Origin of the sequence: Azospirillum oryzae, from assembly GCF_008364795.1 — a bacterium.
GTDB lineage: Bacteria > Pseudomonadota > Alphaproteobacteria > Azospirillales > Azospirillaceae > Azospirillum > Azospirillum oryzae.
On record NZ_VTTM01000013.1, the window covers coordinates 13,538 to 40,193 of the forward strand.

Consider the following 26,656-nt stretch of genomic DNA (forward strand, 5'->3'; position numbering starts at 1 on the left):
ACGTCTTCCAAGGCGTGGCCGCTGGTGTTTGTTGTTCGCTGTCCCACATGGACAATTGGAAATACAGATTTCACTCTGCGTAAGAGCCAGACTTCGTAGAGGTGCAGAATAGCGGCAAATAAAACCGGAGCGCGCCGCATTTTTTGATTGCCTTATGCGCTGTGTACGATACATTTGCCTCGTTCCCCAACATGCAAGGCGACCGCAGCTATGCCTGCACCCGAAACTTTGGCACCCGCCATGACCGCTCCAATTGCGGCCACCTCCATCGACAAGCGCCTGTTCGCGACGTTCCGACCGCAGGCCTGGGTCAATGATCAAGCCGTGGACATCGACGGCGCGACCCTGATCGACGTGACCGACAAGGTGCTGGAACTGAACGCCGATGAAATTCGGGCTCTGCCCGACAGCCCGGATAACGACTTCCTGGCCGAAGGCACCGCCGAACTGGACGCCCACGGTGGCCCTTATGAGGTCGATGTGGACGCGGGTGACCTGTGCGCCTTTTTTGGTGTCGCCGACATCGACGATCTGACCGACGAACACGTTGCCGGAGCGAAGCCCCTCCGCACCGTCACGATCTCGGTGGAGTACGGCATGACCATGCAGGCCTATGGCCGTACGGCCATGCCGCTCGTCGTGCCGGCGGACACTGCCGATGAAGATCTGGTTGCGCTGGCGCGCAAGGCTGCTGCGGAGGCCTTCAAGAACGGCAAGCTGATCGACAGCTGGAAGGTGGACGCCAGCAGCGCCGATGGTTATCGCGTCGTGTCCATGTCCGACGCCGATGAACGGGACATCGACCCCGATGGCTTCTCGCTGCAGGACAATGGCATGCGCTACCTCACCGCGGCCGAGCGCGCCGTGTTCGACAGCGCCGCCGGCCGCGCTCTGCTGGTTCACCTGCCGGATATGCTGGCTCTGCTCAATGACGCGCTGCCGACCATCGCCGCCATGGCTGGTTACAAGACGCCAACCCCCCAGGTCGACGATTTCATCGGGCTGGAGCGAGACATCACGAAACTCCTTGCGGTGGTGAGCGGCGACAAGGATGCCAGCACCAACAATGACGATGAAGACGTCTGCCGCACCTGCCACGGCCCCGGCGCGACCGGCGATGATGCCTTCGATGGCGAATGCCCATCCTGCGCCGACAAGTCCGACGAAGCTCTCCACGCCGAGCTTGGTGCGGCAGGCCCGGTATGAGCGTCTCCGTCACTCAAGGTGTTCTGCCCAACGCCGAAGACCGCATCCGCCTGCTGAAGATGGGACCCGATCCCTGTCCAATTGAGCCGGGGGCCACCGGCACGGTCAAAGCCGTGAACATGTTCAAGTTCGGACCACCGGGGCATGGGCAAATCCGTGTCGACTGGGACAATGGCAGGTCCTTGATGCTCGCCCTGCCGGAAGACGAGTTCGAGATCATCGCCTAACCGCTGCGGGCGCGTTCCCTGGAGCGCGCCCCCGTCCTTGGCTCCTTGACGCTTGAAGCCAGCGCCTGAGCCCACCAGCGGCACCTGCGTCCCCCCCGCTTGCTGCCATTCCCGCACCGGGAATCCGACCGCGACACCGGAGCACTCCATGGTCGTCTTATCCCCTCTCCCGATCCTGTGCGCTGCCGAGTTGGACACGCTCGCGGGGATCCATGCTGATCCCGCCTGCTCCATCATCGGCACAGGCACGGTACCGCCAGACCGTCTGCTGGACCTCCACGGCACGGGCGTCTTGGTGAAACCCGCCTACTACGAGCGCGACGGCAAGCCCTGGCCGGTGTCGGCGCGCGGCTTGGCGGTCCTCCGCCGCGCGGGACTGATCGCGGATGTGCCTCCGATTGAGTGCGTCGCCGCCGTCCGACAGGGGAGCGGATATGCCGCCATGGAAGGTGCGCCCGTTCAACCCTGGCACCTCATTCTCGACCGGCATCCCTACGCCATTCCGGTCAAGGGCGAGGTGCCGCTCACCCCTGGCTGGACCCATGTGTTTTCCGGCCATGACGGGCCGGGAACCAGCGACTGGTTCGTGCTGCTCCGGCTTCCCCCAAAGACGCCGGGCACCCGGATACGCGTGGTCCATCGGGAGCCTGGCTTCTCGCTGTCCAGCACGGAGGGGATGACCGGAACTCTGTCGACCCCACCGTTCGCTGGCGAGTGCAAGAGCTGCAGCTATCCGAACAGCCCCTACTCCTGGTTCATTCCGGACGGGGTGTGGAAGTCGTACTGGAACACTTGCGTGACCCGGCTCGACAAGGTGGAGCTGTTGCCGTGACGGCCGGCATCTATCGCAGCAATCTCGCCACCTAAACGGCCGGCCCGTCGGCCGGAGTGCAGGCCCTTTCGCTCGCCCCTGTTTCGCGCCCTGTCCGTCACCCGTCTCCGTGACCTCAAGCCGATCAGGGCCGCGACCACCTGTTGGTTCACGGGCCTCCGCGCAATCGCGCCGCCCTAGCCGTCTTCGTCCGCCCCCGACACCAGAGCGCCGCCACACAGCCGCCGCTACACCCGGACTCTGCCAATGAACATGCTTTCCAAGGCTGATCGCCAGCTCGCCATCGACTTCGACCGCGACTACACCATCCCGACATGCATCCATTGCGGCGAGCCGCAGGTCGTGGAACTGGCCGAAATCTGGTCGGATCACTCCTTCATGATCTCCACCTGCTGCCATCTGCTTTATGAGGAACTGGTTTATGAGATGGCCGATCCGGACTTCCGCACGTCCCTGCTGCAGAACCTGCAAGCGGCGGAGCACCTGGGCGCTGAGCGGCTGCGTCGGGTGGCCGATCAAGACGGGCAGCTACTCTTGGATTGCGAGTTGGAAGTCGCGCCCATCGCCTTTTCCAGGATGAAAGCCTTCGTCCAGCGCCACCACGATCACTGCCCGCCTCCCGTCTGTTGGCGGTATGGCGCTGGCATCTGGAACGGTCACACGCTGGTAGGCGTCGTTTCAGTTGGACGGCCAGTGGCCCGGATGCTGCCGCAGACGGCCTGGGTGGAGGTTAACCGGCTGTGCGTTGATCGGAGCCTCCCGGACACGCTTCGGTACAAGGCCTGCTCGACCCTCTATGCCTGGGCGGCCTCTGAGGCTGCCCGGAGGGGGTTCGACCGCATAATCACATACACGCTCTCGACGGAATCCGGCATGAGCCTCCGCTACGCCCGCTGGAAACCCGAGCACGTAACCCGACCGAAGAGTTGGAACAGCCGGAGCCGCCAGAGGGTCGACAAAACGCCCCTGGTACCGAAGGTCCGCTGGGCACGCGACCTCAAGGCGGCACGTCCGGCACTCCAAGACTGAGGGAGCAGCGCATGCATACTCCGCGGGTCTGGCTCGCCGCGGCTTCTCGGCGTCGAAGCACGACGTCGGGAGACCGGCCATACACAGAGCATATCGTCCGTCACGAACGGGCAGCCGGGGCGAGCTTCGCCAAGTCCAACTCGCCCTCGGCGCCCCACCCGGCGGTGCCGGCCTTCACCTCGGGCCGGAACGCCTCATACATCCGGAACGCCTGCCGTGCGAGGTCCGCCGGTGGCAATGAGTGGGCCAGCACCGTCATGGCCTGACGCACATCCTCCAGGTCGTCCCCAAACTTCCCGGCCAAGTACCGGTTCACGCTCGCCGGCGTGATCGGCTTGCCTTGACGGACCGCACGCAAGCCGCCCTTGGTGTGCACGGCGGGGACCGACCGTCCCATGAGGTGAAGGTGGATCTCTTCGCCATCTTGGAGCGCCTTGCGCTGATCGCTCACCGTCTCTGGGGTCGGCTCGAAAATTCCCAGCCGGACACCTTTGGCATGCGCTGTGAGGCCCGATAGAGCCTTTCCCATAGTGAGGGCCTCATCACGGTCCAGACCTAGCCGTTCCGCGACCACTGCAGCCCACAGCGTCAACACCGGTGCCCTGTTGATCATGATCTTGCGATGCGATGGCGACATAGTTCGATCCTTGTGTTAACGCCCTCATCTGAACGGAGCCTCAGATAAGCGGTTCCGTTAGGAGGGACTTCCAGAACGGGCGATGGAGAGTTGCGGAGATTGCCGCAGTCGCCGCAGCGGGTCTCTGGGCTGCAGACGACTAGCTGCCGCTAGGTGATGCTCTGCCGCCTTCGCCCATGCGTGACCTGCGCCAGATCCGACGCAGCTTGCGCCTTGGCGCTGCCGGCGGCGCCCTAACCAGGGATGACTGGGCAAGCCAGCGTCTGACTCGGACATCAAGTATTGCATTAGAAGCGCGCCTTGCCACCACCCCACCTAAAACGCATTACTATTGCTCCGCGTCCGACCGATACATTGAAGATACCTCACGCTTGTAGATGGCGGAGCTTAAAGTGTAGCGTTACGCTTCATTTATCGTTGCATGGCTGCGCTCTGTACGATATAACGGCGCTGTGTTCCCCACACTCCGCCCGCAGAGGCTCCCGCATGCAATCCGCTCCCGACTTTTCGCTTGTCATGAACCGCTACCGTTCCAGCGTCGGTGCCGCCGTCCAGGCCGGCACGCTGCCTCGCGGCTTCGGCATTGAGGTTCGCTGCACGCCCGCCGGCATGTTCACGGCTCTCAACGTCGAGGTCATTCGGTGTGAGGTTCTTGTTGTGGACCCCGCCCATGCCGCATCGCCAATGCCTGTTCTGAACACCGCCGGCGAATACCTGCGTAAGGTGCTGCTCAAGCTCGCAAATGAGAACGCCGGCATCGTGGGCGTGGTGAAGTACCGCCGCGATCTCTTGGCGCAACAGGCGTCCACGGTGCGCACGCTGGACGCCTCGGCGCTGGCCGCAATGGCGTGGGCTCCCCCGGCCAACGACTGCGCTCCGGAAGAGCCCCCGCCGCCCGCGTCGGCTGCTTGCGATGAAACGATGGTGAGCGGCTACGCTCTGCTCGCCGATCGCCTCTTGGAACGGATCAACGCCGGGGCGGCCATGTCGTCGGCGGAGCTTTTCAAACTGGCGGACGAAGCGTTCGGCGGAACCATGGGCGCGGGCGCTTACGTTGCCAAGGACGCCTATGAGGCGTCGGAACTGGCGATGAACCGCCATATTCGCGCCAACTCTGCCGTCTGGAAGCTGGACGTTGATGCGGACAGCGCCGTTCGGATCGCGTCAGAAATCGAGGCGGCGGCGGCTCTGTTCCCCACTCAGACCCGCCGCGATGGGGAAATGCTGGCGCTGCAACAGTTCTCGACGCCTCCCGCCTACGCCTACGCGCTGGCTTGGGCCGCGGGCGTGACTGCAGGCGACGTTGTGTTTGAGCCCAGCGCCGGGAATGGGGGGCTTGCGGTGCATGCCTCCAACGCCGGAGCTAAGGTCCACGTCAACGAAATCGCCAACCGTCGCAAGCTGGTTCTGCGGGCGCTCGGCTACGAGCCCACCGGCGAGAATGCCGAACAGGTCCACAACATCTTCGCGGGCAAGCTGACGCCTACCGTGGTTCTGATGAACCCGCCCTTTAGCCGGTCGATCCGCACGGGCGACAAAAAGGACCTGTCGGTGGCCGGCGAACACGTCGAGGCCGCGCTAAAGCTGCTGCCGAACGGTGGCCGTCTCGTCTGCATCACCGGCAAAAACACCGGGGCCATCGGCAATCGGGGCTCGTGGATCACGCGTATCCGCTCCAAATACGCCGTGCGGGCCAACCTGCTTGTGGGTGGTGCGCTCTACAAGGCTCATGGAACCAGCATCGAAACCCGCGTCGTGGTGATCGACAAGGTTCCGGCGAACAACACCACGCCGGTCATTGGGCAGGCGGACACCCTGGAACAGCTTATCCGCCTCCTGGCCCCGGTGCGCCGTACGTCCAAGGTGGACGACGACGGTGACGGCGCGGACAGCCGCTTTGCCGCTTACCGTCCGGCCCGCCTGGACACTGCCAAGCTGGGCCTGCCCACGCCGGCCCCGCATCCGGGAAAGCTCGTGGAAAGCTGGGCCATGTCGGCGGTCACGCCGCCGGAAATCTGGTATGTGCCCAGCTTCCCGGAAGACGTGATCGCGGAAGGAAAAATCTCGGCTGCGCAGTTGGAAGTCGTCTGCTACGCAGGTCAAGCGCACGCTCAATGGCTGGAAGCACATACCGATGGTGTTCCGTGGCGCCGTGCTTACTACATCGGCGATGGAACAGGGGTGGGCAAAGGGCGCGAGATCGCCGCGATTATCTTGGACAACTGGCACAAGGGCGTTCAACGCCATGTTTGGCTGACGAAGGACAGCACCAAACTCTTGAAGGCCGCAAAGCGCGACTTCAAGGCCTTGGGTGGCGATCCGGCCCTGGTGTTCCCATTGCGCGCCACCCCGGCGGGCGAGGCGGTGAAGGCCGCGCATGGCGTGATGCTCGTTTCGTTCGGAGAACTGCGGTCGAACCGCCCCGGTAAATCGCGGGTCCAGCAGATTGTCGACTGGCTGGGCTCAGATTTTGAGGGCGTTCTTGCCATGGACGAGTCCCACAAAATGGGCAACGCCATGGATGAAAAGGGGGAGAGGGGCCGCACGAAAGCGTCTCAAACGGCTTTGGCAGGAATCGATATTCAGCGTCTGCTACCAAAGGCGCGTGTCGTCTATATCTCGGCCACGGCTGCATCCGAAGTGCGCAATTTCTGCTTCGCTGATCGCCTCGGCATTTATGGACCGGGCACGCCGTTTCCCACCAAAGAGGCTTTCGTGTACCGCATCGAGGCCGGCGGCGTAGCCTCAATGGAGATCGTCGCCCGTGATTTGAAGGCCATGGGCTTGTTCTCGGCCCGCTCGCTGTCGTACGCCGACGTGAAGTTTGAGCGGCTGGTTCACGAGTTGGCCCCGGCTCAATTGGAAACCTACGATACCTTGGCTGATGCCTGGCAAATCGTGCTTTCCAACCTCGATGCCGCCATGGACTCAGCGGGTTCTAAGTCTGACGCCGGCGCCCGCAGCGCCGCCCTGTCGGCATTCTGGGGGGCCAACCAGCGCTTCTGGAATCAGGTTCTCACGTCCATGCAGCTGCCGACAGCGGTCCGTGAAATGGAGCGCGACATAGCCGCCGGTCATGCCGTGGTCGTCCAACTCGTGAATACCCTGGAAGCCCAGCAGGAACGCGCCCTGTCCAAGGAGGGCGCCATGGAAGCTCTCGACGATCTGGACCTGACGCCTCGTGACATTCTGATGCAGTATTTGGAGGCGTCGTTCCCCATTCACGCCTACGAGGAATACACCGACGAAGAGGGCAACACGCGGACCCGCCCCGTAATCGACGAAGCGGGGAACCGCGTCGTGTGCGCAGAAGCGGTCATGATGCGTGACGATATGCTGGCCCGCGTCGGCTCCCTCAAGGTGCCGCACGGGCCGCTGGAAGCCATCATCGACCATTTCGGCGTGGAAACCGTGGCCGAGATTACGGGCCGCTCCCGCCGGGTCGTCACCCTGGCCGATCCGGAAACCGGTCTGCCGACGCGCCAGATCCAAGCCCGGAGCGAGGGCGCCCGCCTCGCCGACATGGAAGCGTTCGCCAACGACAATAAGCGCATTCTGATTTTCAGCAATGCCGCCAACACGGGCGTGGATTTTCACGCGTCCAATCAGATCCCCAATCGTCGCCTGCGCCGTCATTACGTGCTGCAGGCGGGGTGGAATGCGAAAGAATGCACCCAGGCCCTGGGGCGCACCCACCGCTCCGATCAAGCGCAGGCCCCGGAATACATCTTGGTCACGACCAATCTTCGCGGCCAACTGCGGTTTATTACGTCCATCGCCCGCCGGCTGGGGGCGCTTGGCGCTCTCACGAAGGGGCAGCGCGACACCGGCAGCCAAGGGCTGATGTCGGAGCGGGACAATCTGGAAGGCGAGTACGGCACGGCGGCAATCAATCAGATCATCCTCGAACTGCACATTGGAAGCTCGGTTGCCGGGCTCACCATGGCTGAGTTTGAGCGCAAGCTGGGGCTCCGCCTGACCGATAAGGAAGGGAACCTCACTCGCAACAGCTTCCCTCCGGTGCGTCAATTCCTCAACCGCCTGTTGGCGTTGAAGGTGGCCGACCAGAACGCGCTCTTTGATGAGTTCCAAGATCGCCTTGATGAGCAAGTTCAGGCCGCGATTGATGCCGGGGTCTATAACCAGGGCGTCGAGGAATACCGGGCAGATCGCATCGAAGTGGTGAGCCCGCCGCGGACCGTGTACGTCGAGCCGTCGTCCAAGGCGGAAACCTACTACGTTCACCTCCGGGCATGGCACCGCCGCACGCCCCGTTCCTTCCATGCCGTTGCCGACGGACGGATGGGTGGCAAGAAGCGGGAGGTTACCGGCTTTGTCCGCGAGATCGCCACGGGGGCGGTGTTCGCGGTCGCCACGGCCCGCGCCCGGACGGACGACGCAGGGAGCGTGATCGCACAAGTCCGGCTTATCGGCCCCTACTCGGAACGCTTCGAGGAAGCCCGTAATCTGTCATCCGCTAAGGCCTTCGCCATCCTGTCCAGCAGCGAGGCCGAAACCCTGTGGCTTGAACAGGCGAGGGCGACGAAGGAACTGCAAGGCTACGATCTGAACCTCATTTGCGGCGTTCTGCTCCCTGTCTGGGACCGCCTGGATGCCGGGGGCCGGGTCTTCCGCGTGATCGATGAAACGGGCGCTCAGTACCTTGGTCGCCTGATCCATCCCGGACGCGTGCGTTCCACCCTGGCGAAGCTGGGCGCCGATCTGAATACGGCCTGGACCCCGGAAGAGGCCATTGACGCGGTTCTTACCGATGTGCGGCTGGATCTGGTGAACGGGTGGAAGCTCAAGCGCGCCCGCGTCAACGGCGAGTATCGGATCGAGGTCGTCGGGTTCCAGCCGTCGGATATCAAGCGTCTGGCCGACCTTGGCTGCCGGCGCGAAATTGTCCAGTACGCGACGCGCTTTTTCGTCCCGACCGCCGATGCGTCGGTGATGACCGCGCTTCTCCGCGTAGCGCCGGTGGCTGAGGACGACGCCGACGCAGCGGAAGCGGCCTAAGTCGGGAAAGGAACCTGTCCGGCACTTCGGGCAGGTTCCGCCGGCTCCCCGAAGGAGCAGGGGAGGGAATCAACTCGCCCCCTCTCCGCCACCCCCGTCCCTCGAATGTCGCGGTCGAACGCCAGTGCGGCGGGAAGGCGAGGCGGGCAGGGGAGCCGGCCAGGATCGGACCCCGACCCTGGATAGGAATGGATACGAAACATGGCGACGAACTACGGCCTGGGGCAGGCCAGCGGGCCTGAGCTACGAGCCCTGCGCAAGGCACTTGGGATTGAATCCCAGCTTGGCATGGCGGCGCTGTTGCACTTTCTGGGCGGCACACCGGTAGCGCGGTCCACGATCAGCCGTCAGGAGAGGCTTGCTGCCGCGTCATCGACAGAGCTGGTCGCGTTCCTACGCTTCCTCGCCCTGGTCAGGCCCAAGCCTCCGGCAGAGGGGGTGAGGTCAACCGAGCCGCCGCTTCCAACTCTCGACGGCTTCCTCGAATGCCGGCTGGGGGCCTCCCGGTCGGACACCGACGCCGGAACCATCGAACAGGCCGCAGCGGACTGGCGCGAACTCCTGCTGTCGCATCTGCGCTTGGGACGGGCTCTGCAGGTGGAGTTGCTGGATGGGCAGGAAGACCACGAGTTCATCGTGCGGCTCATCCAGGCCGCGCCCGGCGTCGCGGCACAACACCTTCTCCGGCTGGGGTACGGGCCGGAACCGTCATCACACCCGAGGTTCAACCATGCTCACGAGCAACTTGATCTGTCCTCAGTGCCGGCGTCCGTACAAGACGGAGGACGGATTGCGCCGGCACCTGGAGGAGCGGCACCGGGCTCTGGTGCTGGACGAGGACATCCCCGAGATCACCGGCCGCAGCTTCATCTTCGAGGATCAGATCTACGATGTTGAGGGCTTGCTGGCGCTGGTGAGCTCCGCACCATCCAAGTTCCCCCCTGAGTTGGTTCCATTGGATCAGGCGCTGCTGACCCATGTCGCCCTCTTCGAGCGCGATGAACGCCGGATCGCCACCATGACACCCGCCGAAGCTGAGGTGCCGATCCTCACCGTTGGTATGGCAGGCGGCACCACGCAGGTCATCGACGGTCTGCATCGCATTCACCGCCGGCACCGCGACGGCAAGAGGGACATAGCGATGGTGTTCGTTCCTCACGCGGTCGCCCAACCCTTCATCCACCCGCGCCCCCGCCGTGGCGCGTGAGCAAAGGAGACCTGTCGTTGTCCAGCTTAAACACCGAGAACGCTATGCGTCCGTTCGAAGACGATCTGGCCGCCCTGCTGGCCGCACTGTCCGGATACGGCAGCTTCGTGCACGAGATGATCGGGGATGCAGGGGAGGGGCTGTGGGCCAACTCCGAGCGCCCTGGCCCCGAGAAGCTGTTCGCCTTCGAGGTTCAAAACGCGGCGGGCGACCGCTGGCTTGCCCTGCTCGTCTGGAAGGATCGCGCCGACGGCGGCATCACCGGCGCCCTGGTGCGTTCCGCAAACGTGCCGATCCAATACGAGGACGAGGAGGTTACGCTTGACCAGTTGGCCGTCCGGCATCGCCTGAGCAAATCGACGAGGCCGCAGTGGGATGACGTCCTCGATCTTGCCGATGAGCTGATCGCGCCGCCGGACGCCAAAACCTCCTGAACGATGACGGATCGGAAAGGCGATGATTTTCGCTGCCTTTCTCCGGCGCGCAGGCGCAGCCTTCTGCCGTATCGTCGTGGCTCGACACTCGGGAGCGCGCCGATGAGGAAATCCCTCGCCAACCCAATCAGCGAAGCCCACGCCCGGGGCCAAGTCACAGCACTCCTCAAGGGCACCTTTCACCGGGAGCGCCCCGCTGATGCCGAGTTGGTCCAGTACCTGTCGGCCGAGATCGCTGGGTCAATCTGGCGCCAGTACGAGATCGGCCCCTTTCAGTGGCAGGCGAAGCATCTGCGCTGGTTTCTGCGCGATGGGACGGCAGAGCTGAGCATTGAGGACCGGCACACGTACTACCTGACCGCAGAGCGGGTGTCCCAGGCACTTGGCAAATGGGAACGGTGGGAAGAGGATCTCGCTTCCGGGCCTTGGGCAATCCCGCCTGCAGCGCTCGTTCAGCCGGCGTTATCCCAGCCTGCTGTATAGAACCCACCCCATCCTCGCTAGACTTGGGCCGCTGAATCCATGCAGCGGCCCGTTTTTTATCGCGTGGCGAAGCTACATCTGGAATAGTGTCGGCCCAATATGCGATGTCGCATGATTAGCGACTATTTCCATAATAGTTCTTATGTGTGTTTTATTTCCACGTTGGAGGTGATGGTGGCATTGCGGCTCTTTGTGTTACCGGCTCTGCTGATCGCATTGAATATTCCTCACGCGCTGGCCGACGGATACGCAAAGGAATATTTGCAGCGTGTGCGCCCAGGAATGTCTGAGGAGAGCGTTCGCAGAGTATTTTCCGAAGTACGGTGTGATGAAGTTAGAGAGCGACTGCATCAAGACCGTGTGAATGGCAAGACACAAGACCGCCTAAATTTAGAATGTGTCGCGCGTAACCTTTATTCCCCTTACAGCGTCGATTTCTCCCCGTTGTCAAAGGGGCGGAAGGCTCAGTCGATCAGGTATATTTGGATAGATGTTAGAGACGAAGATATGATTGCCGCAGAAGTCGCAGAGACCATTGGGCTACCGATGGCAAAAAAAGAATGGCAACATACGTTAGGAAAAACATACCCGTGCTGGTTCTTCGAGAATAAAGCCGTCAGAGCGCCTCTGTGTCATGATAGCGAAGATGAAGGGTATCGGGTATGGCACCTGGGTTACATAGCAAAGCGCTAGACCGGCGAAGCATGATCAAGAACGAGAACTTTGTGTGCATCGATCGACAGACCTAGCTACAGTACAGTCGCATCAGTAACCAACCTATGATGGAGCACTTGATGCGCCTGTTTGGGGTTAAGGGGTTTCCAGAAAGTTCAGAGATCCCCACCGTGGTCTGGCACGTTCGGGCCATGTCGGCCGAGCGCGCAATCCAACTGGTGGAGGGGCTGCCAGACGCTGCTGGCTTGCGCCTCGTGGCTGTCGACACCGGCTGTGGCCTGCCGGTCGAAAGCGTTAGCCAAACCATGCCATGGCCCTGGCCCAACAAAGCAGCCTGAACCTTGGTGACGCTACACCCGTGCAGGCCTGCCGGCAGGCTGCGTCGGCATCTCCTTACTTCCAACCGACCGCAGTAGGTCCGTTTGATCGACCAGTTGCTCCGCGATCAGGTGGATGACCTCGCCCTCGATCTGCACGCGGCCCTTCACCGCCAGCATGCTGGCTCCCAGGATAATGCGGCGCTGCTGCTCGAAGAGCTTCTTCCAAACGATGATGTTGGCGATGCCGGTTTCATCCTCAATCGTCAGGAATAGCACCCCGTTGGCCGATCCCGGCCGCTGCCTGACCAGCACCAGGCCAGACACCGTCACCCTGCGTCCGTCCCGCGCGCGAGGGAGATCGGCGCAGGTGATGCTGCCCTGCCCTCGCAGGTCCTGGCGGAGGAGAGCAACAGGATGACTGCGCAGGCTCAAGCCCGTCATCGTGTAATCCTCCACCACCTCCCTGCCCTCGCTCATGGGCCTGAGGGTGACCTCCGGCTCCACCGCCTCTTGCGCAGCCCCGGCGGCCGCGAAGAGCGGCAGGGCCTCATCCCGGAGCGCCCGGATGGCCCAAGCAGCCTCTCGACGCGTAAGCCCCATACCGGCGAAGCCATCGGCGGCCGCCAGCTGGCGTAGTGCCGCGACCGGCACACCCGCCCGGCGCCACAGGTCCTCAACGTCGCCATAGGGACGATCCTCGCGGGCGGCGACGATCCCGGCGCCGGCGGCGTTGGCCAACCCTCTCACCAGCCGGAGTCCGAGGCGGACGGCCAACCTGCCCTGCCCCACCGGCTCCAGCGTGCAGTCCCAACGTGAAGCGTTGACGTCGACCGGCCGGACCTCGACACCGTGGTCGCGCGCATCCCGAACAATTTGGGCCGGCGCATAGAAGCCCATGGGCTGAGCGTTCAGGAGAGCGCAGGTGAAGACCTCAGGGTGATGGCACTTCATCCAGGAGGAGGCGTAGGCGATCAGCGCAAAGCTCGCTGCGTGGCTTTCCGGGAAACCGTATGACCCGAACCCCTCCAACTGCTTGAAGGTACCCTCGGCGAACTCCCGGCTGTAGCCGCGCGCCACCATGCCGTCGACCAGCTTACTCGAAAATTTGCTGACACCACCTGTGAGCTTGAAGGTGGCCATAGCCCGCCGCAGCTGGTCGGCCTCGCCGGGGGTGAAGCCGGCGCACTCGATAGCCACCCGCATCGCCTGCTCCTGGAAGAGCGGAACGCCAAGCGTCGATCCCAGGACCGCCCTGAGTTCCGGCGTGGGATAGTCCACCGGCTCCAGCCCCTCACGGCGGCGCAGGTAGGGGTGCACCATGTCGCCCTGGATCGGACCGGGCCGGACGATCGCCACCTGGATGACGAGATCGTAGAAGGTCCGCGGCTTGATGCGGGGGAGCATGGCCATCTGGGCCCGGCTTTCGATCTGGAAGACGCCCAGTGTGTCGGCCCGCCGGATCATCGCGTAGGTCGCCGGGTCCTCGGCAGGGATGCCGGCCAAGTCCATGCGGATGCCCTTGTGCTCCTCCAGCAGCTCGAAGGCCCGGCGCATGCAGCCGAGCATCCCCAGCGCCAGGATGTCGACTTTCATGATCCTCAGCGCGTCGATGTCGTCCTTGTCCCATTCGATGACCTGCCGGTCCTCCATCGCCGCGGGTTCAATGGGGACGAGTTCGTCCAGCCGATCCTGCGTGAGAACGAAACCGCCCGGGTGCTGCGACAGGTGCCTGGGCGTGCCCATCAGTTGCTGGGCAAGCTCCAGCGTCAGACGCAGACGCCGGTCTTTGAGGTTCAGGTTCAGCTCCTTCGCGTGCTGCTCCTCGACACCCTCATCCGACCAAGCCCAAATCTGCCCTGCCAGTGCCGCTGTGACGTCTTCGGTGAGCCCGAGCACCTTGCCGACGTCGCGGACGGCACCACGCGCCCTGTACCGGGTGACCACCGCCGTCAGAGCTGCACGGTGGCGGCCGTAAGTCTCGTAGATCCACTGGATGACGATCTCACGGCGGTCGTGCTCGAAATCGACATCAATGTCCGGCGGTTCACGGCGCTCTGCCGATACGAAGCGCTCGAAGAGCAGGTTGTGCTTTTCTGGGTCGATGCTGGTGATGCCGAGCACGTAGCAGACAGCTGAGTTGGCGGCTGACCCCCGGCCCTGGCACAGGATGCCGCGGGAACGGGCAAAGCGAACGATGCTGTGAACGGTCAGGAAATAGGGTGCGTAACCAAGCTGGTCGATCAGCCGCAGTTCATGCCTGAGCACCGCCTGCACCTTCTCAGGGGCACCATTTGGGTAGCGCTGTGCCGCCGCCTCCCAGGTCAGCCGCTCCAGCGACTGCTGCGCCGTCAGCCCCGGAATCACGACCTCCTCCGGGTATTGGTACTGCAACTCGTCCAGCCCGAACCGGCATCGCTCCACGACCTCCAGCGTCCGCGCCACCGCTTCTGGGTGCCGGGCAAAGAGGCGGGCGATTTCTGACGGAGGCTGCAAGAAGCGGTCGGCGTACCGCTCCCGCCGGAACCCAGCGCTGTCGATGGTGCAGCCCTTGCGGATGCAGGTGACGATGTCCTGCATGATGCGCCGTTCCGGCGCGTGATAGAGGACGTCGTTGGTCATCACGGTCGGCACACGGTGGGCCGCGGCCAGTTCTGACAGCAGGTGCAGCCGCAGGACATCGCCCGGTCGCCGGCGGAGCGTCAGGGCCACGTAGCACCGGCCGGGAAAGGTATGGCGCAGCCGCGCCAGTTGCCGGGCGCAGCGGTCGTCCGGTTCATCCGGCACCAGGATGGCCAGCAAGCCCTCGGCCCAATCGGCGACGTCCTCCCAGGACAGATCGCAGGCCCCCTTCCCTGCCCTGCTTTTGCCGAGCGTCAGCAGACGGCAGAGCCGACCGTAGCCCGCCCGGTCCATGGGATACAGCAGCAGGGCCGTACCGTCAGTTAGGTCAAGCCGGCTTCCGATGACCAACCGGACGCCAGTCTGCCGCGCCGCCTCGTGGGCGCGGACGATGCCCGCCAGCGAATGCCGATCGACGATGCCCAGCGCGGGGATTCCCAGCGCCGCCGCCCGCGAGAACAACTCCTCGCAGCTGCTGGCCCCGCGAAGAAAGCTGAAGTGGGTTGTCACCTGGAGCTCGGCGTATGTCGAGCCACCGGGATCCCGCGCCTGTTCGGCCGCGCTCATCCGAACAGCCCGTGGATGAACCATCGCATCGGCCCGGTGTCCGGGGAGCCTTCCCAGGATCGGTAGAGCCAGAAGCGCTCGCCCGTATGGTCCTCGACGGCATAGTAGTCGCGCGCGGCCGCCATCTCGCGGTCACGCCGCCACCATTCGCCATGGATTCGCTCAGGCCCATCCGCTCGCTTGATGAGCCGGCGCACGCCGCGCCAGGTGAAAGCCATCGGCGGGTGATCAGGCATCAGGGCCATCGTCTCGATCGGCTCCGGTGGCGTCAGCAGGCGTCCCGGCCGCGGCCACTTGGAGGGCCAACCGGCTGGTACCGGCGGCGCCAGGGCGGGGATGCGCGTGACCGACCGCTCCGGTACGTCGCTCTCCACCGGTGCGCACCGGAAAACCCGGTCGTGGCCGATCCGGTTGCCCAACACATCAACCAGCCCTGCAATGGTGGCCACCTCGTCGAACGTCCCGGGATCGGTCTCCCCGGCCACCAGCCGGCCGACCTCCTCAGCCGACAATGGCTCCGCAAGCGTCGCGGTCAGAATGGCGATCTCGATGCCGAAGCCCGGATCGACGCTGTCGATGCGCTCAACAAGCAGGCGGGTGAGGTGTGGAGCTGCGCGCACCGGCTTCGCCGTGCCGACGCGGATAGCCTGCATTGTGCCGTCCACGCGGTGCCAGAGCAGGTCCAGCGTCCTGGCGCCCAGCCCATGCTGTTCCAACTGCCCACAGAGGTCCTGCACCAGCGCCGCGATGACGGCCTGGAGTGCCTCAGCCGTGCTGATAGGTTCGACCAGGCTGCGTCGTGCCTGGACAGTCTCGACCGGTACGACAGGCATGATCGGTTCGGCAACGCGGCCGAAGACCTGATCCAGCCGCCGGCCGGGCAATGTGCCGAAACGATGGGCCAGAGGCGCACGCGGCGTTGCCTCCAGATCGCCGATGGTCTCGAAGCCCAGGCGTCGGAGTTCGACGGTCATCTCAGACCCCAGCCGGAGGGCGGCCACCGGCAACGCGGACACCACCTCCAGCCCATCGTCGATCACAGACACTGGCCGATGGCCGAAGCGAGCGAGCGCATTGGCGGCGCCGGGCGTGCCGGCGATTGCAGCTCGCGCGGTGACGCCCATCGCGGCAAGGCGGCGGATCAGATCGTCGAGCAACGGGCGCTCGCCACCCAGCAGGTGGCTGGCACCGGTGATGTCGATCCACAGGCCATCTGGCGGGTCCACGGCCACCATTGGGCTGTAGCGCAGCGCCCACAAGGCCAGCCTGTGCAAGCCCTCGGCATCGGAGTCAGGATCGGCGTCGGCAACCGTCAGGTCGGGCACCATCGCCCGCGCGTGCGCGAGTGGAATGCCCCGGCGTAGGCCGAGCCGATGCGCGGCGACGTCCACCGCGGTGATGACGCGCTGCGCGCCGGTCGAAGCGACGACGAAGGGCTTGTCGGCCGGCTCGTCGGCCTCAAGTGCCGAACCGGAGCCCAACCGCTCGCGCTGTCCCTTCGATGAGCGTGCCCTGACGCGAAGCCGATCCGTCGGCCAAGTGGGCAGGTAGACCGAGACGACCCTCTTCATCGCAGCCCTCAATGTCCCACTCACCTGCCACGCCCCCACGGCACCGCACCAGTTCCACCCGCCATCGCCTGCGGCCTATCCCTGGCGCTGGCAGTGGGCTGGACGGCAGGGCTGAGACCCGCCAACGGGTGACGGCAGCCGTCGGCTGGCCGATCTCGGCGGAAGCGGCGGCCGGGCTGCGCCATCGGCGCAGGATGATGGCTGTGACGCCGGAGTGCTCGGCGGCGATTTGCATGCGCCTGGACGCCACCATGGGGAGCTTGGCCAGTTCACCGACCACGGCCGTGAGCCCGCGGTGGCGCAGCCCTTCCTCCACCAGCAGAGGCAGCGTCTTTTCATCCGGCGCCTCGGCATAAATGACCCGGTTTGGATCCAGCCCGACTTGGCAGAGCGCCGGGGCGTACAGGTCCGACGCCCGCAGGCACCAGAGCACCGGCCCGGTCATTCTGGCCAGGATGCCCGCGGCGAACAGGGTGGCCGCCGCGGCGTGGATCACGCCCAGGTCACCTCCCTCGGCCACCTCGTGGACGGCCCCCAACGCCAGCCCGCCACCTGGCAGCCGACCGTCGACCTCGCTGATGCCGAAGGGCAGCACGCGCACCGTGCGCCGTCCGCCAATCTCCAGCTGATGGATGCGGTTGCGCAGGTCTTGTAGGGCGATGCTTGGGCGCGGCTCAGGATGCATGTCTCTTGAGACAGAGAGAGAAGGATTATGTTCCCTTTTTGTTCTCCAAAAACAGGAGCACTGTCAAGCTTTGGTTTTTGGCCTTCGGCTTCAGGTTGCCAGACGCTACCCATCACGCTAAAGCGCGGCGCTATGTCGCACAGCATATGTCCTTGTCGAGGAAGTATGTGATGGGGTTTGCGGCGTGCACGATGTGTCGGCCCCAATTTGGCAAAATGATAAGACGAGATAGCAAATGAACTTTCTAGCGTCGGTCTGCGGCAACAGTGTCGGGAGCGGCATCCTCGCGAACTTGCTGACTTATCTGCTCAGTGCCCTGTCAGTCCCCCTGTTAGGCATGCTGCTGGCTTGGTGGAGGGGCCGCAGCGGAAGCACTTCGAATACCACTTCGCCCACGGTTCCGGCTCCGACTCCAGCCGTGACGTGGCCTCTTTTGGGCTCGTTCATGCTCTATGTGTTCGGGCTGGCCATTCTCATGGTAGGGCTGCCGGAAATCGGCATGGGCGGCGAGCAGTGGATAAACCTGTTCGTCGCCACGATCGTCGTAAACCCGCTGTTCCTGGTGGTATCGGTATCTCTGCCCCGGATAGGATCATGGACGCGCCGCCTGCTGGGCAACACCAAGGCAGACAATGTCGCGGGTGGCCTTGTCCTGAACTGGCTTGGGAACGTATTTACCATCGCCGCTGGCGCTGTTGCGCTTTCGATCATCCTGGGCATTGCTAAGATCTTCAACGTCTAACGGCGCTGTTTACCCCACTTCTCGATTGTATCAAGGGCCCTTCGATTAGCCCACGCGTTGGGATCAGGTTCGCCTTAGCAGACACTAAGCGTACCTGATTCCCTTAACCACTTTAAGCCTCATCGTCGGAGGTTTCGGAATTTCCACGCCCCTGCTTCTCCGCCAGCTGCGCCATCGCGCCGGCGCCGGCGGCGATGCGCTCACCGTAACGGGCGGGCATGGTGGGGGAGGTCCAGTCGCCGGCCTGTTGGATAGCGGGCAGGCCGAACCCGGCGGCCACCAGGTCCTGGGCAGCGCCAACCCGCAGGCTGTGGCCTGACACCGCCCCCTCCCCCGGCACGCCGGTGCCCTCCAGCCCCACAGCCTTGGCTCGCGCTTTGAAGATCTCGCCGACCCGCTTGCCAGGGTCCGGCCCCGACACCGCCAAGGGTCCCAGCACAACGTCCGTCCCGCGGGTTAGCCGGTCGGTGCCGATCTGCAGCCACAGGACAGCGCGACAACATTCCAAACGGGACTGCCTGCGCTCCAGCTTCTCACGCCGGGCGGTGTCCCCGCGGCTGCAGCGGCGCACCAGTTGCTCTCCCTCTGCCAGGGCCTCGTCGAGCAAACTGGTGCGCAGACGCAGCCACCGCTGCAGCAGGGTCATAGTGTCGGGGCCCAACCAGCACCAGCGGCCCTGCCCGCCTTGGTCAGTCTTCGACCGGGACACGAACAGCCGGCCGCTGCCGTCGCGTTCAGCCTGGACATCGGCGACCGTCAGCCGCACCAGCTCGGCCCGGCGGCGCAACGTGTCGTAGCCGACGGCGATCAGCGCCGCATCACGCACCGCCTGTGGCCCCTCTTCACGATTGAGCGCCCCGAGAATCTCCTGCACGTCCTCGCGGCGCAGCCCGACCGCCTGGGCAGGGCGCCGCCCGAGGCGGCCAGCGAACCCTTTCATCTCCAGCCGCACCAGCCGGTCCTTGCAAGGGTCCGGCAGGCCGGCAGCCTCATGAAGAGTTGCGATGGTGGACTTCCGCCTTGCCACCGTTCCGTAGGCGGCCGGCTGCCCGTCGCGGCCGCCGTTCTTGGAGAGTGCCGTCAGGTAGGCGATCACCGTCTCCGGCCCCGCAGGAACCGCAACGCGGCCGTTGAGTCCGCACCAGCGGATGTAATGGCGGGCATCAGCCCACAGGGCGCGAACGGTGTTGGCGGGCGCGTTGCGCTGAAGCGCCCGCCACCAGGGCACCAAGCGTCGTGCGATTGCGAGAGCGATCGGCGCGTGCGGCAGGATCACGCCGTCGAGGGCGAGAGCGCGATCAAGAGGATTGTCGTCTCTGGACCCGGTTACGACGGGAAGGAGCGGCTGGGAGGTCATGGATCAGGCGGTCAGAGGTTTAGGGACGGTTGCCGACAGCTCCGGACTTTTCGCATGAACTGGCAGCATTTTGCATGAACCGGCTTACGGAACGGTGGACGGGGGAGGCTGTTGAGATGCGATCTGGATTTCCGTTGGTCCTCATCCAGTAAAGGTTATTTCGCTGGCCGGCACCGGCTTTTCGCACCAACTGCCTTGTCGATTTTCCGGGATCGCTGGACTCAGATTCAAGCAGTTTCAAATCGCCCGCGTTTCCCAGGATCGGTGGAAAATAAACCAGGATCACCGGATTGATGTCCAGGATCACCGGACAATCTCGATACAGAACGTCGTCACGGTGGCGGTTATGCCGCAGAGCAAACCCGATCATCAATCGGCCACTGACGAAGAGTGGCACGAGGCGGAGCGCCGAGAGCGCGTCGTCCGGCCGCTGGCAGAGCGCGAGCGTTTGACGCGGGCGGAGGTCGCCGATGCCGCTGCCATATTGGGGCTTAAGCGGAGCCGCATCTATGCGCTCGTGGCGCTCTATCGCGAGAAGCCGGTGACAAGTACCCTGATTCCACCGAAGCCGGGTCCAGCCCGAGGGTTCCGTTGCCTGGAGCCGGAGATCGAGAGCGTCATCGAAGCGGCAATCCGCGATTATTACATGACACGCCAGCATCCCACGGTGGCCGGGTTGCGGCGGCACATCGAGCACGAATGCAAGGCGCGGGGCCTTTCGACGCCATCGGTGAAGGCTTTGCGTGTCCGCATTGATTGGCAGGGCCGGAAAGCTCTGGTGAAGGCGCGGGAGGGACCGAAAGCAGCCCGTGACCAGTTCCGTCCCGTCTTCGGGGAGTATGTATCGGGTCACGCTCTCCAGGTCGTCCAGATCGACCATACTCGCGTCGATGTCATGGTCGTCGACGAGATGTACCGACTGCCCCTTGGACGCCCTTGGCTGACGTTGATGATCGACGTCGCAAGCCGGATGGTCGTGGGATTCTATCTGACTCTGGAGGCTCCATCGGCGACCTCCGTCGCCATGGCCATGCGGCACGCCGTGCTACCGAAGGCGGATTGGCTGGCGGAACGCGGGGTGGCGGCTCCTTGGCCGGTCGCAGGGCTTCCGGAAACCGTGCACATGGACAACGGTAAGGACTTCCATTCGAAGGCTCTGGAGCGCGGCTGTCGGGAGTACGGCATCGAGCAACAGTATCGGCCTCCGGCGACCCCGCATTTCGGGGGCCACATCGAGCGGTTGATCGGGACAATGATGGGCGCCGTCCATCTGCTGCCGGGAACCACCTTCTCGAACATCGACGAGAAGGGCGACTACGACCCGGAGAAGACGGCGGTTATGACGCTGCCGGAGTTGGAGGCGTGGCTCGCCATTCAAATCGTGGGCGTCTACCACGCCAGCATTCACAGCGCTCTTCAGCTTCCGCCGATGACGGCGTGGGAGGACGCCGTTGCCCAGCGGCCCACCCCGGTGCGTCATCCGGCCGACCCGGAGCGGTTCCTGTTCGATTTCCTGCCGTTCGAGAAGCGGAAGGTGACGCGGGAGGGCATCCGGATCTTCAACATCCACTACTGGGACAGCATTCTGAGCGTATGGGCCGGACAATCGGACTCCCGGATGCCGGTCAAATATGACCCACGCGACTTGTCGCGGGTGTTTCTCCAAGCTCCCGATGGAAAGCACTGGCCGATCCGCTACCGCGATCTGCGCCGGCCGCGCATTACACGCTGGGAGCACCTGGAGGCGATGCGGGTGCTGCGGGAACGGGGACGCCGGTCGGTCGACGAGGCCATGATCTTCGATGCGATCGAGGCCCAACGCATGCTGGTCGCCGAGGCTGCGGCACGAACCAAAGCCGCCCGACAAACGGTGCAGCGTACCGCCTATGCACTTGCCGGGTCTGAGGCGGCGAGCGCAACCCCAGAGCGGAGGGAGCCTTCACCACCCTCGCCCATTGACGACGGCCCGCCGACCGATCAGCCCCTGATGCCCTACGATGTGGAGGAATGGTCATGAGCGAGGTCTTCGAGCACCTCCATCCGGCCTATCGCGAATACGCGTGCTTGGCCGACCATGAACGCATCGAATGGATCCGGGCCGACCGCTGGATCAACCATCGGAGGGCAGAAGCGGCGCTCGGCAAGCTCGAAGACCTGCTCACCTACCCGAAGCGGGACCGCATGCCGTGCCTGCTGCTGTTCGGCGATGTCGGCATGGGCAAGACCAAGATCATCCGCAAGTTCGTGCGGGACCATCCGGCGGTCTTCAACGAGGGAACGGGGGTGACGACGATGCCGGTGGTCGCATTCCAGATGCCGACGCAGCCGGACGAGGGGGATTTCTACGACGAACTGCTGACCGCTCTCGGCGTGCCGCAACGGCGAGCGGGAACGGTGCGTGGCGCCCGCAACCTGTGTCGGCGTCTGTTGGGCGAGATGAACGCTCGGGTGCTGGTCATCGACGAGGTGCATGCCATGCTGGCCGGCACCTACCGTCAACAGCGGATTTTCCTGAACACGCTGCGATTCCTGACCAATGATCTGCGCATCCCCTTGGTCTGCGCCGGCACCGACGAGGCTCGGATGGCGTTGCTGACCGATCAGCAGCTTGCCGACCGGTTCGACGCGCTTGAGTTGGCGCATTGGCGAGACGATCAGGCATTCCGCGACCTGCTCGCCAGCCTCGCGGCAATTCTGCCGTTGCGGCAACGGTCGTCCCTTGGCAGCGCCTCCGTCAGCCGGCGCGTGCTGTCGATGACGGATGGCATCACGGTGCGTGTCTTCCGGCTGATCGAAACCGTGGCGATCGCTGCGATCCGGAGCGGCCGGGAGATGATTGATGAAGAGAGTTTCACCGCCGAGGATCTCGTGCTTCCGCTGGTTTCCATGACCGTCAAGGCGCAACGCGGCATGGGACGGAAGTCTTCGGTGGCGGTGTAGGCGATGACACTGGGATCAGTCCTGGCCCAAACGGTGCTGCCGCTCGCCCCCCGGCCGATGGAAGACGAGCTGCTGTCGTCGTGGCTGTCGCGGGTCGCTTGCCGATATGACCTCGACGGCGGTGCCTTGCGGGGGCTTCTAACCACACCGGGTGACGATGCGGAAACCATGCCGACTATGAACGGTCTGGATTACCGGCCGGCTCACCAGGAAATTGCTGCACTTGCCTCGGCAGCCCGGCTTCCCGTCGACCGTCTTTCGACCCTTGCTTTGAAGACGGCCAACCCGACTTGGCCGCGCCATTGGTTCGCCTGGGACTGGGGTGTTCTGGATCCGACCAACGGAACCGAGCGCTATGCGGATGCTCTGGCTCCAGGGTGGTGCGATCTCTGCCTGAGCGAAGATCACGCCGCCGGCCGGCATGCTTACCTGCGTCGTCATTGGGCGTATGCGGCGGTTGGCTTTTGTCACCGACACCGTCTGCCGCTGCGCCATCTCTGTCCATTCTGTCAAACGGCCAGCACCCTCCGATTTGTACCGTCCGATGGCGGAACCCGACTGTGTTGTGGAGCCTGCGATCGTCCGCTTGATGAGTATGCGACGGCAGGTCCAAAGGATGGCGCCGCCAGTACGTCTGCCGACAACACTCCGACCAGCCGCGCGTGGAGTGTGGTCATGGCCTTCGAGACGGACCTTTGTCGGGCGCTGAGCCGCCGGACGCCCAGGGCTCGATGGATGGGGCGGTCGCGTCCAGCAGCGTTCATCGCAGCGACCGAAGACTTGATTGTCGCGCTGACGGCGGGCCAGAGCGCCTACCCTCGCGAGCATGCGATCAATGCATTCGACAGCGACGCTTTTCCATCGCCTGGGAAGTTCAAACCAAGAAACGACCTGCGATACTGGGCATGCTGCGTGCCGATGGCGCGGCGACGAAGCCTGCTGGCCGCTGTGGTGGCCCTTCTGCTGGATGAAGAAACCAGCGCTCTGGTGTCGGAGCCCCGCTTTGGATCGTATCGGTGGGTCGCCTCCTTGGATTGGCTCTTCTGCTGGCTCGGAGAGGACCAACGGGCTTGGCTGGTTGCCCAGAGCGCGAAGTGGCCGGAGCTTCTGCGACAGCGATTGGAAACGATTGCTGGCGAAGCGTCTGTAAGGCGGTCTGCCCACCATGGCCGGAAAGCCTCCGTTCAGCGCAAGAAGGCGGGGGGCTCAGGTGCGGGCAAGCCGTTTCCGGAAGAGACACCGGACCCTCCACCATCCACGCTGCGGATAATTGGGTTGCAGGATGCCGCTCATTACCGGCGTCTGGCGGAAGCGATCCTTTCGAGCCCCGAGTGATTGGCTGTGCGCCATGCCCCGCCAGCGGTGCGGAGACGCACGTTGCAACGGTTGTCGGAGGCTGCCCTGGCTGCCTACCGCATAGCCCATCGACATACTGGTTCCCCATAAGCGTGCTGGCTTCCGGTGATCCCGCGCTCGTGGAGCTCCCATTGCGCACACTCTGCGTGCCGACCACCATGCTCAAGCCCCAAGGGCCCGTCTCGCGCCGTAGACTGGTCATCGAGGAGGCCGGGGGTTCGTTCTCATGGCGACCAGCCCTCTGGGTGACTCGCGGTCATGGACCGCTACTCCAACCTGAGCAAATTCCAACAGCTGCACGACGAACGCCTCTAAGTTCTGCCTTGGGTGATGCGCCTGACGGCGACCCTGGTGTTGAAACGGATTCTTCAAAACCGGTAACTTCTGATCGAGACCAAGCGATTGGTCTTTCGGCGCGGGTGGTCGGGACCATAAGAAGTTGAATATGATCCCTCCTTCAGTAGATTCTAAATTTCTGATCGTGAAGACCTCTTCATGAAGCGTGGAAACATCATTTCGGACTGCCGCCCGCTCATAAGGTCCAGAAGAGCGTCCCCCAATTCACTGCAGCGAGAATGCACAGGATCGTCATCATGCCCGTAGCAAGCAGCCGGCGGGATGGGGAGGTCGCATGAAGCTCAACGATTCTGGCCGACAGCCAAGCGGACCACACGGTGGCGCCGGCCAGGAGGACGGCCCGCAGCGGGTCGATGAAACCGAGATAGAACCCATTGGTACGCAGCAGCATCACCGTTGTCATCGAAAGCCCAAGAATGACGCCGATGGCAGAAACCGGGATCAGGGCCTGGGCAAGATGGTGGAAGCAAACGGACGACCATCCGCCGGCGATGCGGGTTGCGAGCACGAGGCCGCCCGCGAAGATGAGGCCGGCGAACAGCGCCTCCGCGCCGATGAAGGCCAACAGCGTGATGCCATCGAGCACGCTCATAACGTCGTTGTTTGCAGGGTAATTGGTCAGAATCCACCAGGGCATCACCATATCGAGCAGGCGATCGGCCCCAAGCGACAGCAGCGTTTCGGCGAACCACATCTTCAGGTCGATGAACAGGCTGCTTCCCGTCCAACGAAAGGCGCCTCCGGCGACACCCAGAAGACCGATCAGGATCAGCGCCGTCTCCCAGGGTTTGGCCTCACGGCCGGCGACGTGAACGATCTCATGGCTGAAGGGGCGGTGGTCGAGTGCAATGGCGTCGCGGAAGCCGCTGCATCGCCCGCACATGTGGCATTGCGCATTGCCGTCCAGCGTGCGCAGCGGCACCAGCGGTGCGCAATTGACGACGGTACGATGGCTGTCAGCAGGCTTCCGCCAACGCCCCCAAGCGTCGCGATCGACCCGATAGTGAACCGGCGCCAGCTTCGAAACTAGAGCGAACACCCCATTAACCGGACAGAGATGGCGGCACCAGACGCGCTTGTTGCGTCCCCAGATCAGAGCGACGGCGATAGCGGCGGCGGTCGAACCGCCGAGGATCACCAGGACGGCAGCCGGATACTGGTAAACGGAGATCATTTGGCCGTAGATGGTTGTGCCGAGAAAACCGACGAAGGGCCACCCCTTCCAAGTGACCCAGCGCGGCACGGCGCGACCCAGCGACCAAGTGGCGGCCTGTTCGGACAGCGCCCCCTCCGGACAGAGGACGCCGCACCACAGCCGACCGAACAGGATCATCGACAACAGCACGCCCGGCCACCAAATCCCCCAAAACACGAATTGGGCGAAGATGGTGATGTGGGACCAGATGCGGTCGACGTTCGTCGGCAACGGCAGCAGCGTGGGAACGATGATCAGGACGGCATAGATGACGATCACCGTCCACTGCACTCCCATGATCAGCCGCCGCGACCGGGCCATCCAATCACCCAGGTCGGACAGCGCCCGTTTCAGGCCGCTACGGTGCGTTGCCGACGGGGTCGTGCAATCAGCCATAGCACAAAGCTCCAATAAGCAAGGAAGGCGAGAAGCTCCGTCAGGATCGGACGGGCGCGATATCCGGTGAGACCAGCCACCAAGCCGCCGAGGGATCCGCCGTCGGACAGAAGCCACGAGCTGTCCCAAAGCCGGCGCGAAAGCGCAGGCAGAACATCGAGATCGATCAAACCATCGACGCCGGAGACGAGCAGTGCGCAGGCCAGAAGTAGGAGCATCGACTCGGTGACGCGGAAGAACACCTTCCAAGACAGGCGACGACTGCCGAGTTGAAGTAGGGCATAGGTGGCGAATGCGGCGAGGAGACCGAGACCTCCCGCACCGGTGGCAGGCAGACGCCCATCCCCGAGATCGGCGGAAAGGATGCCGTAAAGAAAGACCACCGCCTCCGAGCCCTCGCGAGTCAATGCGATGAGAGCCAGGGTGAAGACGCCCCACCAATTTTCGGTGGTCACCGCCTCTCCCAGCGCACCTTCGAGGTCCCGCTTCATGGTGCGACCGTGGCGTCGCATCCACACCACCATCTGTAGGATCAGGCTGGCCGCGACCAGAACCATGACGGTGCGAAAAATTCCGATAGCGGTGTCGGAAAGGACATCCGCCAGAGCGACGAAGGTCCCACCGAGCGCCCCAGCGACGACGAGGCCGGCGAGGGCACCCGACCACAGAAAGACACGGGCACGGCGAGCCTCCGGCGCATTGACCGCGAGCCAGGCGTTGAGGATGCCGACGACGAGAAGCGCCTCGACGCTTTCCCGCCACACCACGAAGATCACATTTCCATACATGTGCCGCCCGCCTT

Annotated in this window: 22 protein-coding genes; 13 read left to right on the forward strand and 9 right to left on the reverse strand. The window is 64.0% G+C overall.

Translation table 11 applies throughout. The features are described 5' to 3' along the window. Nucleotides 1-240: 240 nt before the first annotated feature. From FZ938_RS25480 to FZ938_RS25495, 4 genes are all read left to right on the forward strand, one after another. A complete protein-coding gene (locus FZ938_RS25480; protein ID WP_109154137.1) occupies nucleotides 241-1,206 on the forward strand; it encodes a hypothetical protein in 966 nt (321 codons plus the stop codon). Then, nucleotides 1,203-1,433 carry a DUF4314 domain-containing protein gene (locus tag FZ938_RS25485; RefSeq protein WP_158282479.1) on the forward strand — a complete coding sequence of 77 codons (231 nt, stop codon included), beginning with the start codon at nucleotides 1,203-1,205 and terminating at the stop codon, nucleotides 1,431-1,433. Before FZ938_RS25480 ends, FZ938_RS25485 begins: the two co-directional genes overlap by 4 nt. 148 nt (nucleotides 1,434-1,581) lie before the next feature. Next, nucleotides 1,582-2,265, forward strand: a complete 684-nt coding sequence (locus FZ938_RS25490) for a hypothetical protein (RefSeq protein ID WP_109154139.1) — start codon at nucleotides 1,582-1,584, stop codon at nucleotides 2,263-2,265. A gap of 246 nt (nucleotides 2,266-2,511) precedes the next feature. Further along, nucleotides 2,512-3,294 carry an XF1762 family protein gene (locus FZ938_RS25495; RefSeq protein ID WP_109154140.1) on the forward strand — a complete coding sequence of 261 codons (783 nt, stop codon included), beginning with the start codon at nucleotides 2,512-2,514 and terminating at the stop codon, nucleotides 3,292-3,294. A 100-nt stretch (nucleotides 3,295-3,394) separates the two neighbouring features. Here the strand turns inward: FZ938_RS25495 and FZ938_RS25500 are convergent, their stop codons facing one another. Then, the gene (locus FZ938_RS25500) at nucleotides 3,395-3,931 is read right to left on the reverse strand and encodes a hypothetical protein (RefSeq protein WP_109154141.1); all 537 of its coding nucleotides are present in this window, start codon (nucleotides 3,929-3,931) and stop codon (nucleotides 3,395-3,397) included. A 486-nt stretch (nucleotides 3,932-4,417) separates the two neighbouring features. Here FZ938_RS25500 and FZ938_RS25505 point away from each other — a divergent pair, with 486 nt between their 5' ends. Next, complete coding sequence (locus tag FZ938_RS25505) at nucleotides 4,418-8,950, forward strand: strawberry notch-like NTP hydrolase domain-containing protein (RefSeq protein ID WP_109154142.1); 4,533 nt, start codon at nucleotides 4,418-4,420, stop codon at nucleotides 8,948-8,950. Between the two features lie 444 nt (nucleotides 8,951-9,394). Here FZ938_RS25505 and FZ938_RS25510 read toward each other — a convergent pair whose 3' ends face one another. Further along, nucleotides 9,395-9,625: a hypothetical protein gene (locus FZ938_RS25510; protein WP_109154143.1), complete on the reverse strand. Its 231-nt coding sequence runs from the start codon at nucleotides 9,623-9,625 to the stop codon at nucleotides 9,395-9,397. Between the two features lie 55 nt (nucleotides 9,626-9,680). Here FZ938_RS25510 and FZ938_RS25515 point away from each other — a divergent pair, with 55 nt between their 5' ends. The 4 genes from FZ938_RS25515 to FZ938_RS25530 all read left to right on the forward strand — a co-directional run bounded on the left by FZ938_RS25515 (nucleotide 9,681) and on the right by FZ938_RS25530 (nucleotide 11,767). Next, nucleotides 9,681-10,157 carry a hypothetical protein gene (locus FZ938_RS25515; protein ID WP_109154144.1) on the forward strand — a complete coding sequence of 159 codons (477 nt, stop codon included), beginning with the start codon at nucleotides 9,681-9,683 and terminating at the stop codon, nucleotides 10,155-10,157. Between the two features lie 17 nt (nucleotides 10,158-10,174). Beyond that, on the forward strand, nucleotides 10,175-10,591 hold the full coding sequence (locus FZ938_RS25520; protein WP_136706010.1) for a hypothetical protein: 417 nt from the start codon (nucleotides 10,175-10,177) through the stop codon (nucleotides 10,589-10,591). Between the two features lie 102 nt (nucleotides 10,592-10,693). Continuing rightward, on the forward strand, nucleotides 10,694-11,074 hold the full coding sequence (locus FZ938_RS25525) for a hypothetical protein (RefSeq protein WP_109154146.1): 381 nt from the start codon (nucleotides 10,694-10,696) through the stop codon (nucleotides 11,072-11,074). 111 nt (nucleotides 11,075-11,185) lie between these two features. Further along, nucleotides 11,186-11,767 (forward strand): hypothetical protein, encoded by a 582-nt coding sequence (locus tag FZ938_RS25530; RefSeq protein ID WP_136706011.1) that lies wholly within the window; start codon nucleotides 11,186-11,188, stop codon nucleotides 11,765-11,767. Between the two features lie 332 nt (nucleotides 11,768-12,099). On the opposite strand, the gene FZ938_RS25535 is transcribed toward FZ938_RS25530, so the two are convergent. From FZ938_RS25535 to FZ938_RS25545, 3 genes are read right to left on the reverse strand one after another with little or no spacing between them, the layout of a single operon-like run. Further along, on the reverse strand, nucleotides 12,100-15,255 hold the full coding sequence (locus FZ938_RS25535) for an error-prone DNA polymerase (protein WP_109154148.1): 3,156 nt from the start codon (nucleotides 15,253-15,255) through the stop codon (nucleotides 12,100-12,102). Then, nucleotides 15,252-16,736: a Y-family DNA polymerase gene (locus FZ938_RS25540; protein WP_343287127.1), complete on the reverse strand. Its 1,485-nt coding sequence runs from the start codon at nucleotides 16,734-16,736 to the stop codon at nucleotides 15,252-15,254. The genes FZ938_RS25535 and FZ938_RS25540 overlap by 4 nt, the downstream gene beginning before the upstream one ends. Then, nucleotides 16,714-17,511 (reverse strand): ImuA family protein, encoded by a 798-nt coding sequence (locus FZ938_RS25545; RefSeq protein WP_109154150.1) that lies wholly within the window; start codon nucleotides 17,509-17,511, stop codon nucleotides 16,714-16,716. Before FZ938_RS25545 ends, FZ938_RS25540 begins: the two co-directional genes overlap by 23 nt. Nucleotides 17,512-17,956: 445 nt before the next feature. On the opposite strand from FZ938_RS25545, the gene FZ938_RS25550 reads away from it, so the two are divergent. Further along, nucleotides 17,957-18,253, forward strand: a complete 297-nt coding sequence (locus FZ938_RS25550) for a hypothetical protein (protein WP_136706012.1) — start codon at nucleotides 17,957-17,959, stop codon at nucleotides 18,251-18,253. A gap of 112 nt (nucleotides 18,254-18,365) precedes the next feature. On the opposite strand, the gene FZ938_RS25555 is transcribed toward FZ938_RS25550, so the two are convergent. Together FZ938_RS25555 and FZ938_RS25560 are read right to left on the reverse strand one after the other, a co-directional pair. Then, nucleotides 18,366-19,610, reverse strand: a complete 1,245-nt coding sequence (locus tag FZ938_RS25555; protein ID WP_149201208.1) for a tyrosine-type recombinase/integrase — start codon at nucleotides 19,608-19,610, stop codon at nucleotides 18,366-18,368. A gap of 19 nt (nucleotides 19,611-19,629) precedes the next feature. Continuing rightward, the gene (locus FZ938_RS25560; RefSeq protein ID WP_136706014.1) at nucleotides 19,630-19,917 is read right to left on the reverse strand and encodes a hypothetical protein; all 288 of its coding nucleotides are present in this window, start codon (nucleotides 19,915-19,917) and stop codon (nucleotides 19,630-19,632) included. 39 nt (nucleotides 19,918-19,956) lie between these two features. Here FZ938_RS25560 and FZ938_RS25565 point away from each other — a divergent pair, with 39 nt between their 5' ends. Genes FZ938_RS25565 through FZ938_RS25575 form a run of 3 tightly spaced genes read left to right on the forward strand, consistent with a single transcriptional unit; the run spans nucleotide 19,957 to nucleotide 23,885 of the window. Continuing rightward, on the forward strand, nucleotides 19,957-21,627 hold the full coding sequence (locus FZ938_RS25565) for a Mu transposase C-terminal domain-containing protein (protein WP_109154152.1): 1,671 nt from the start codon (nucleotides 19,957-19,959) through the stop codon (nucleotides 21,625-21,627). Beyond that, a complete protein-coding gene (locus FZ938_RS25570; protein WP_199231002.1) occupies nucleotides 21,624-22,550 on the forward strand; it encodes a TniB family NTP-binding protein in 927 nt (308 codons plus the stop codon). The genes FZ938_RS25565 and FZ938_RS25570 overlap by 4 nt, the downstream gene beginning before the upstream one ends. A 3-nt stretch (nucleotides 22,551-22,553) precedes the next feature. After that, nucleotides 22,554-23,885, forward strand: a complete 1,332-nt coding sequence (locus tag FZ938_RS25575; RefSeq protein WP_109154154.1) for a TniQ family protein — start codon at nucleotides 22,554-22,556, stop codon at nucleotides 23,883-23,885. A gap of 553 nt (nucleotides 23,886-24,438) precedes the next feature. Here the strand turns inward: FZ938_RS25575 and FZ938_RS25580 are convergent. Both FZ938_RS25580 and FZ938_RS25585 read right to left on the reverse strand, forming a co-directional pair. Next, the gene (locus tag FZ938_RS25580) at nucleotides 24,439-25,854 is read right to left on the reverse strand and encodes a 4Fe-4S binding protein (RefSeq protein ID WP_109154155.1); all 1,416 of its coding nucleotides are present in this window, start codon (nucleotides 25,852-25,854) and stop codon (nucleotides 24,439-24,441) included. Beyond that, complete coding sequence (locus tag FZ938_RS25585; RefSeq protein ID WP_109154156.1) at nucleotides 25,809-26,642, reverse strand: FTR1 family iron permease; 834 nt, start codon at nucleotides 26,640-26,642, stop codon at nucleotides 25,809-25,811. Before FZ938_RS25585 ends, FZ938_RS25580 begins: the two co-directional genes overlap by 46 nt. Between the last annotated feature and the right edge of the window lie 14 nt (nucleotides 26,643-26,656).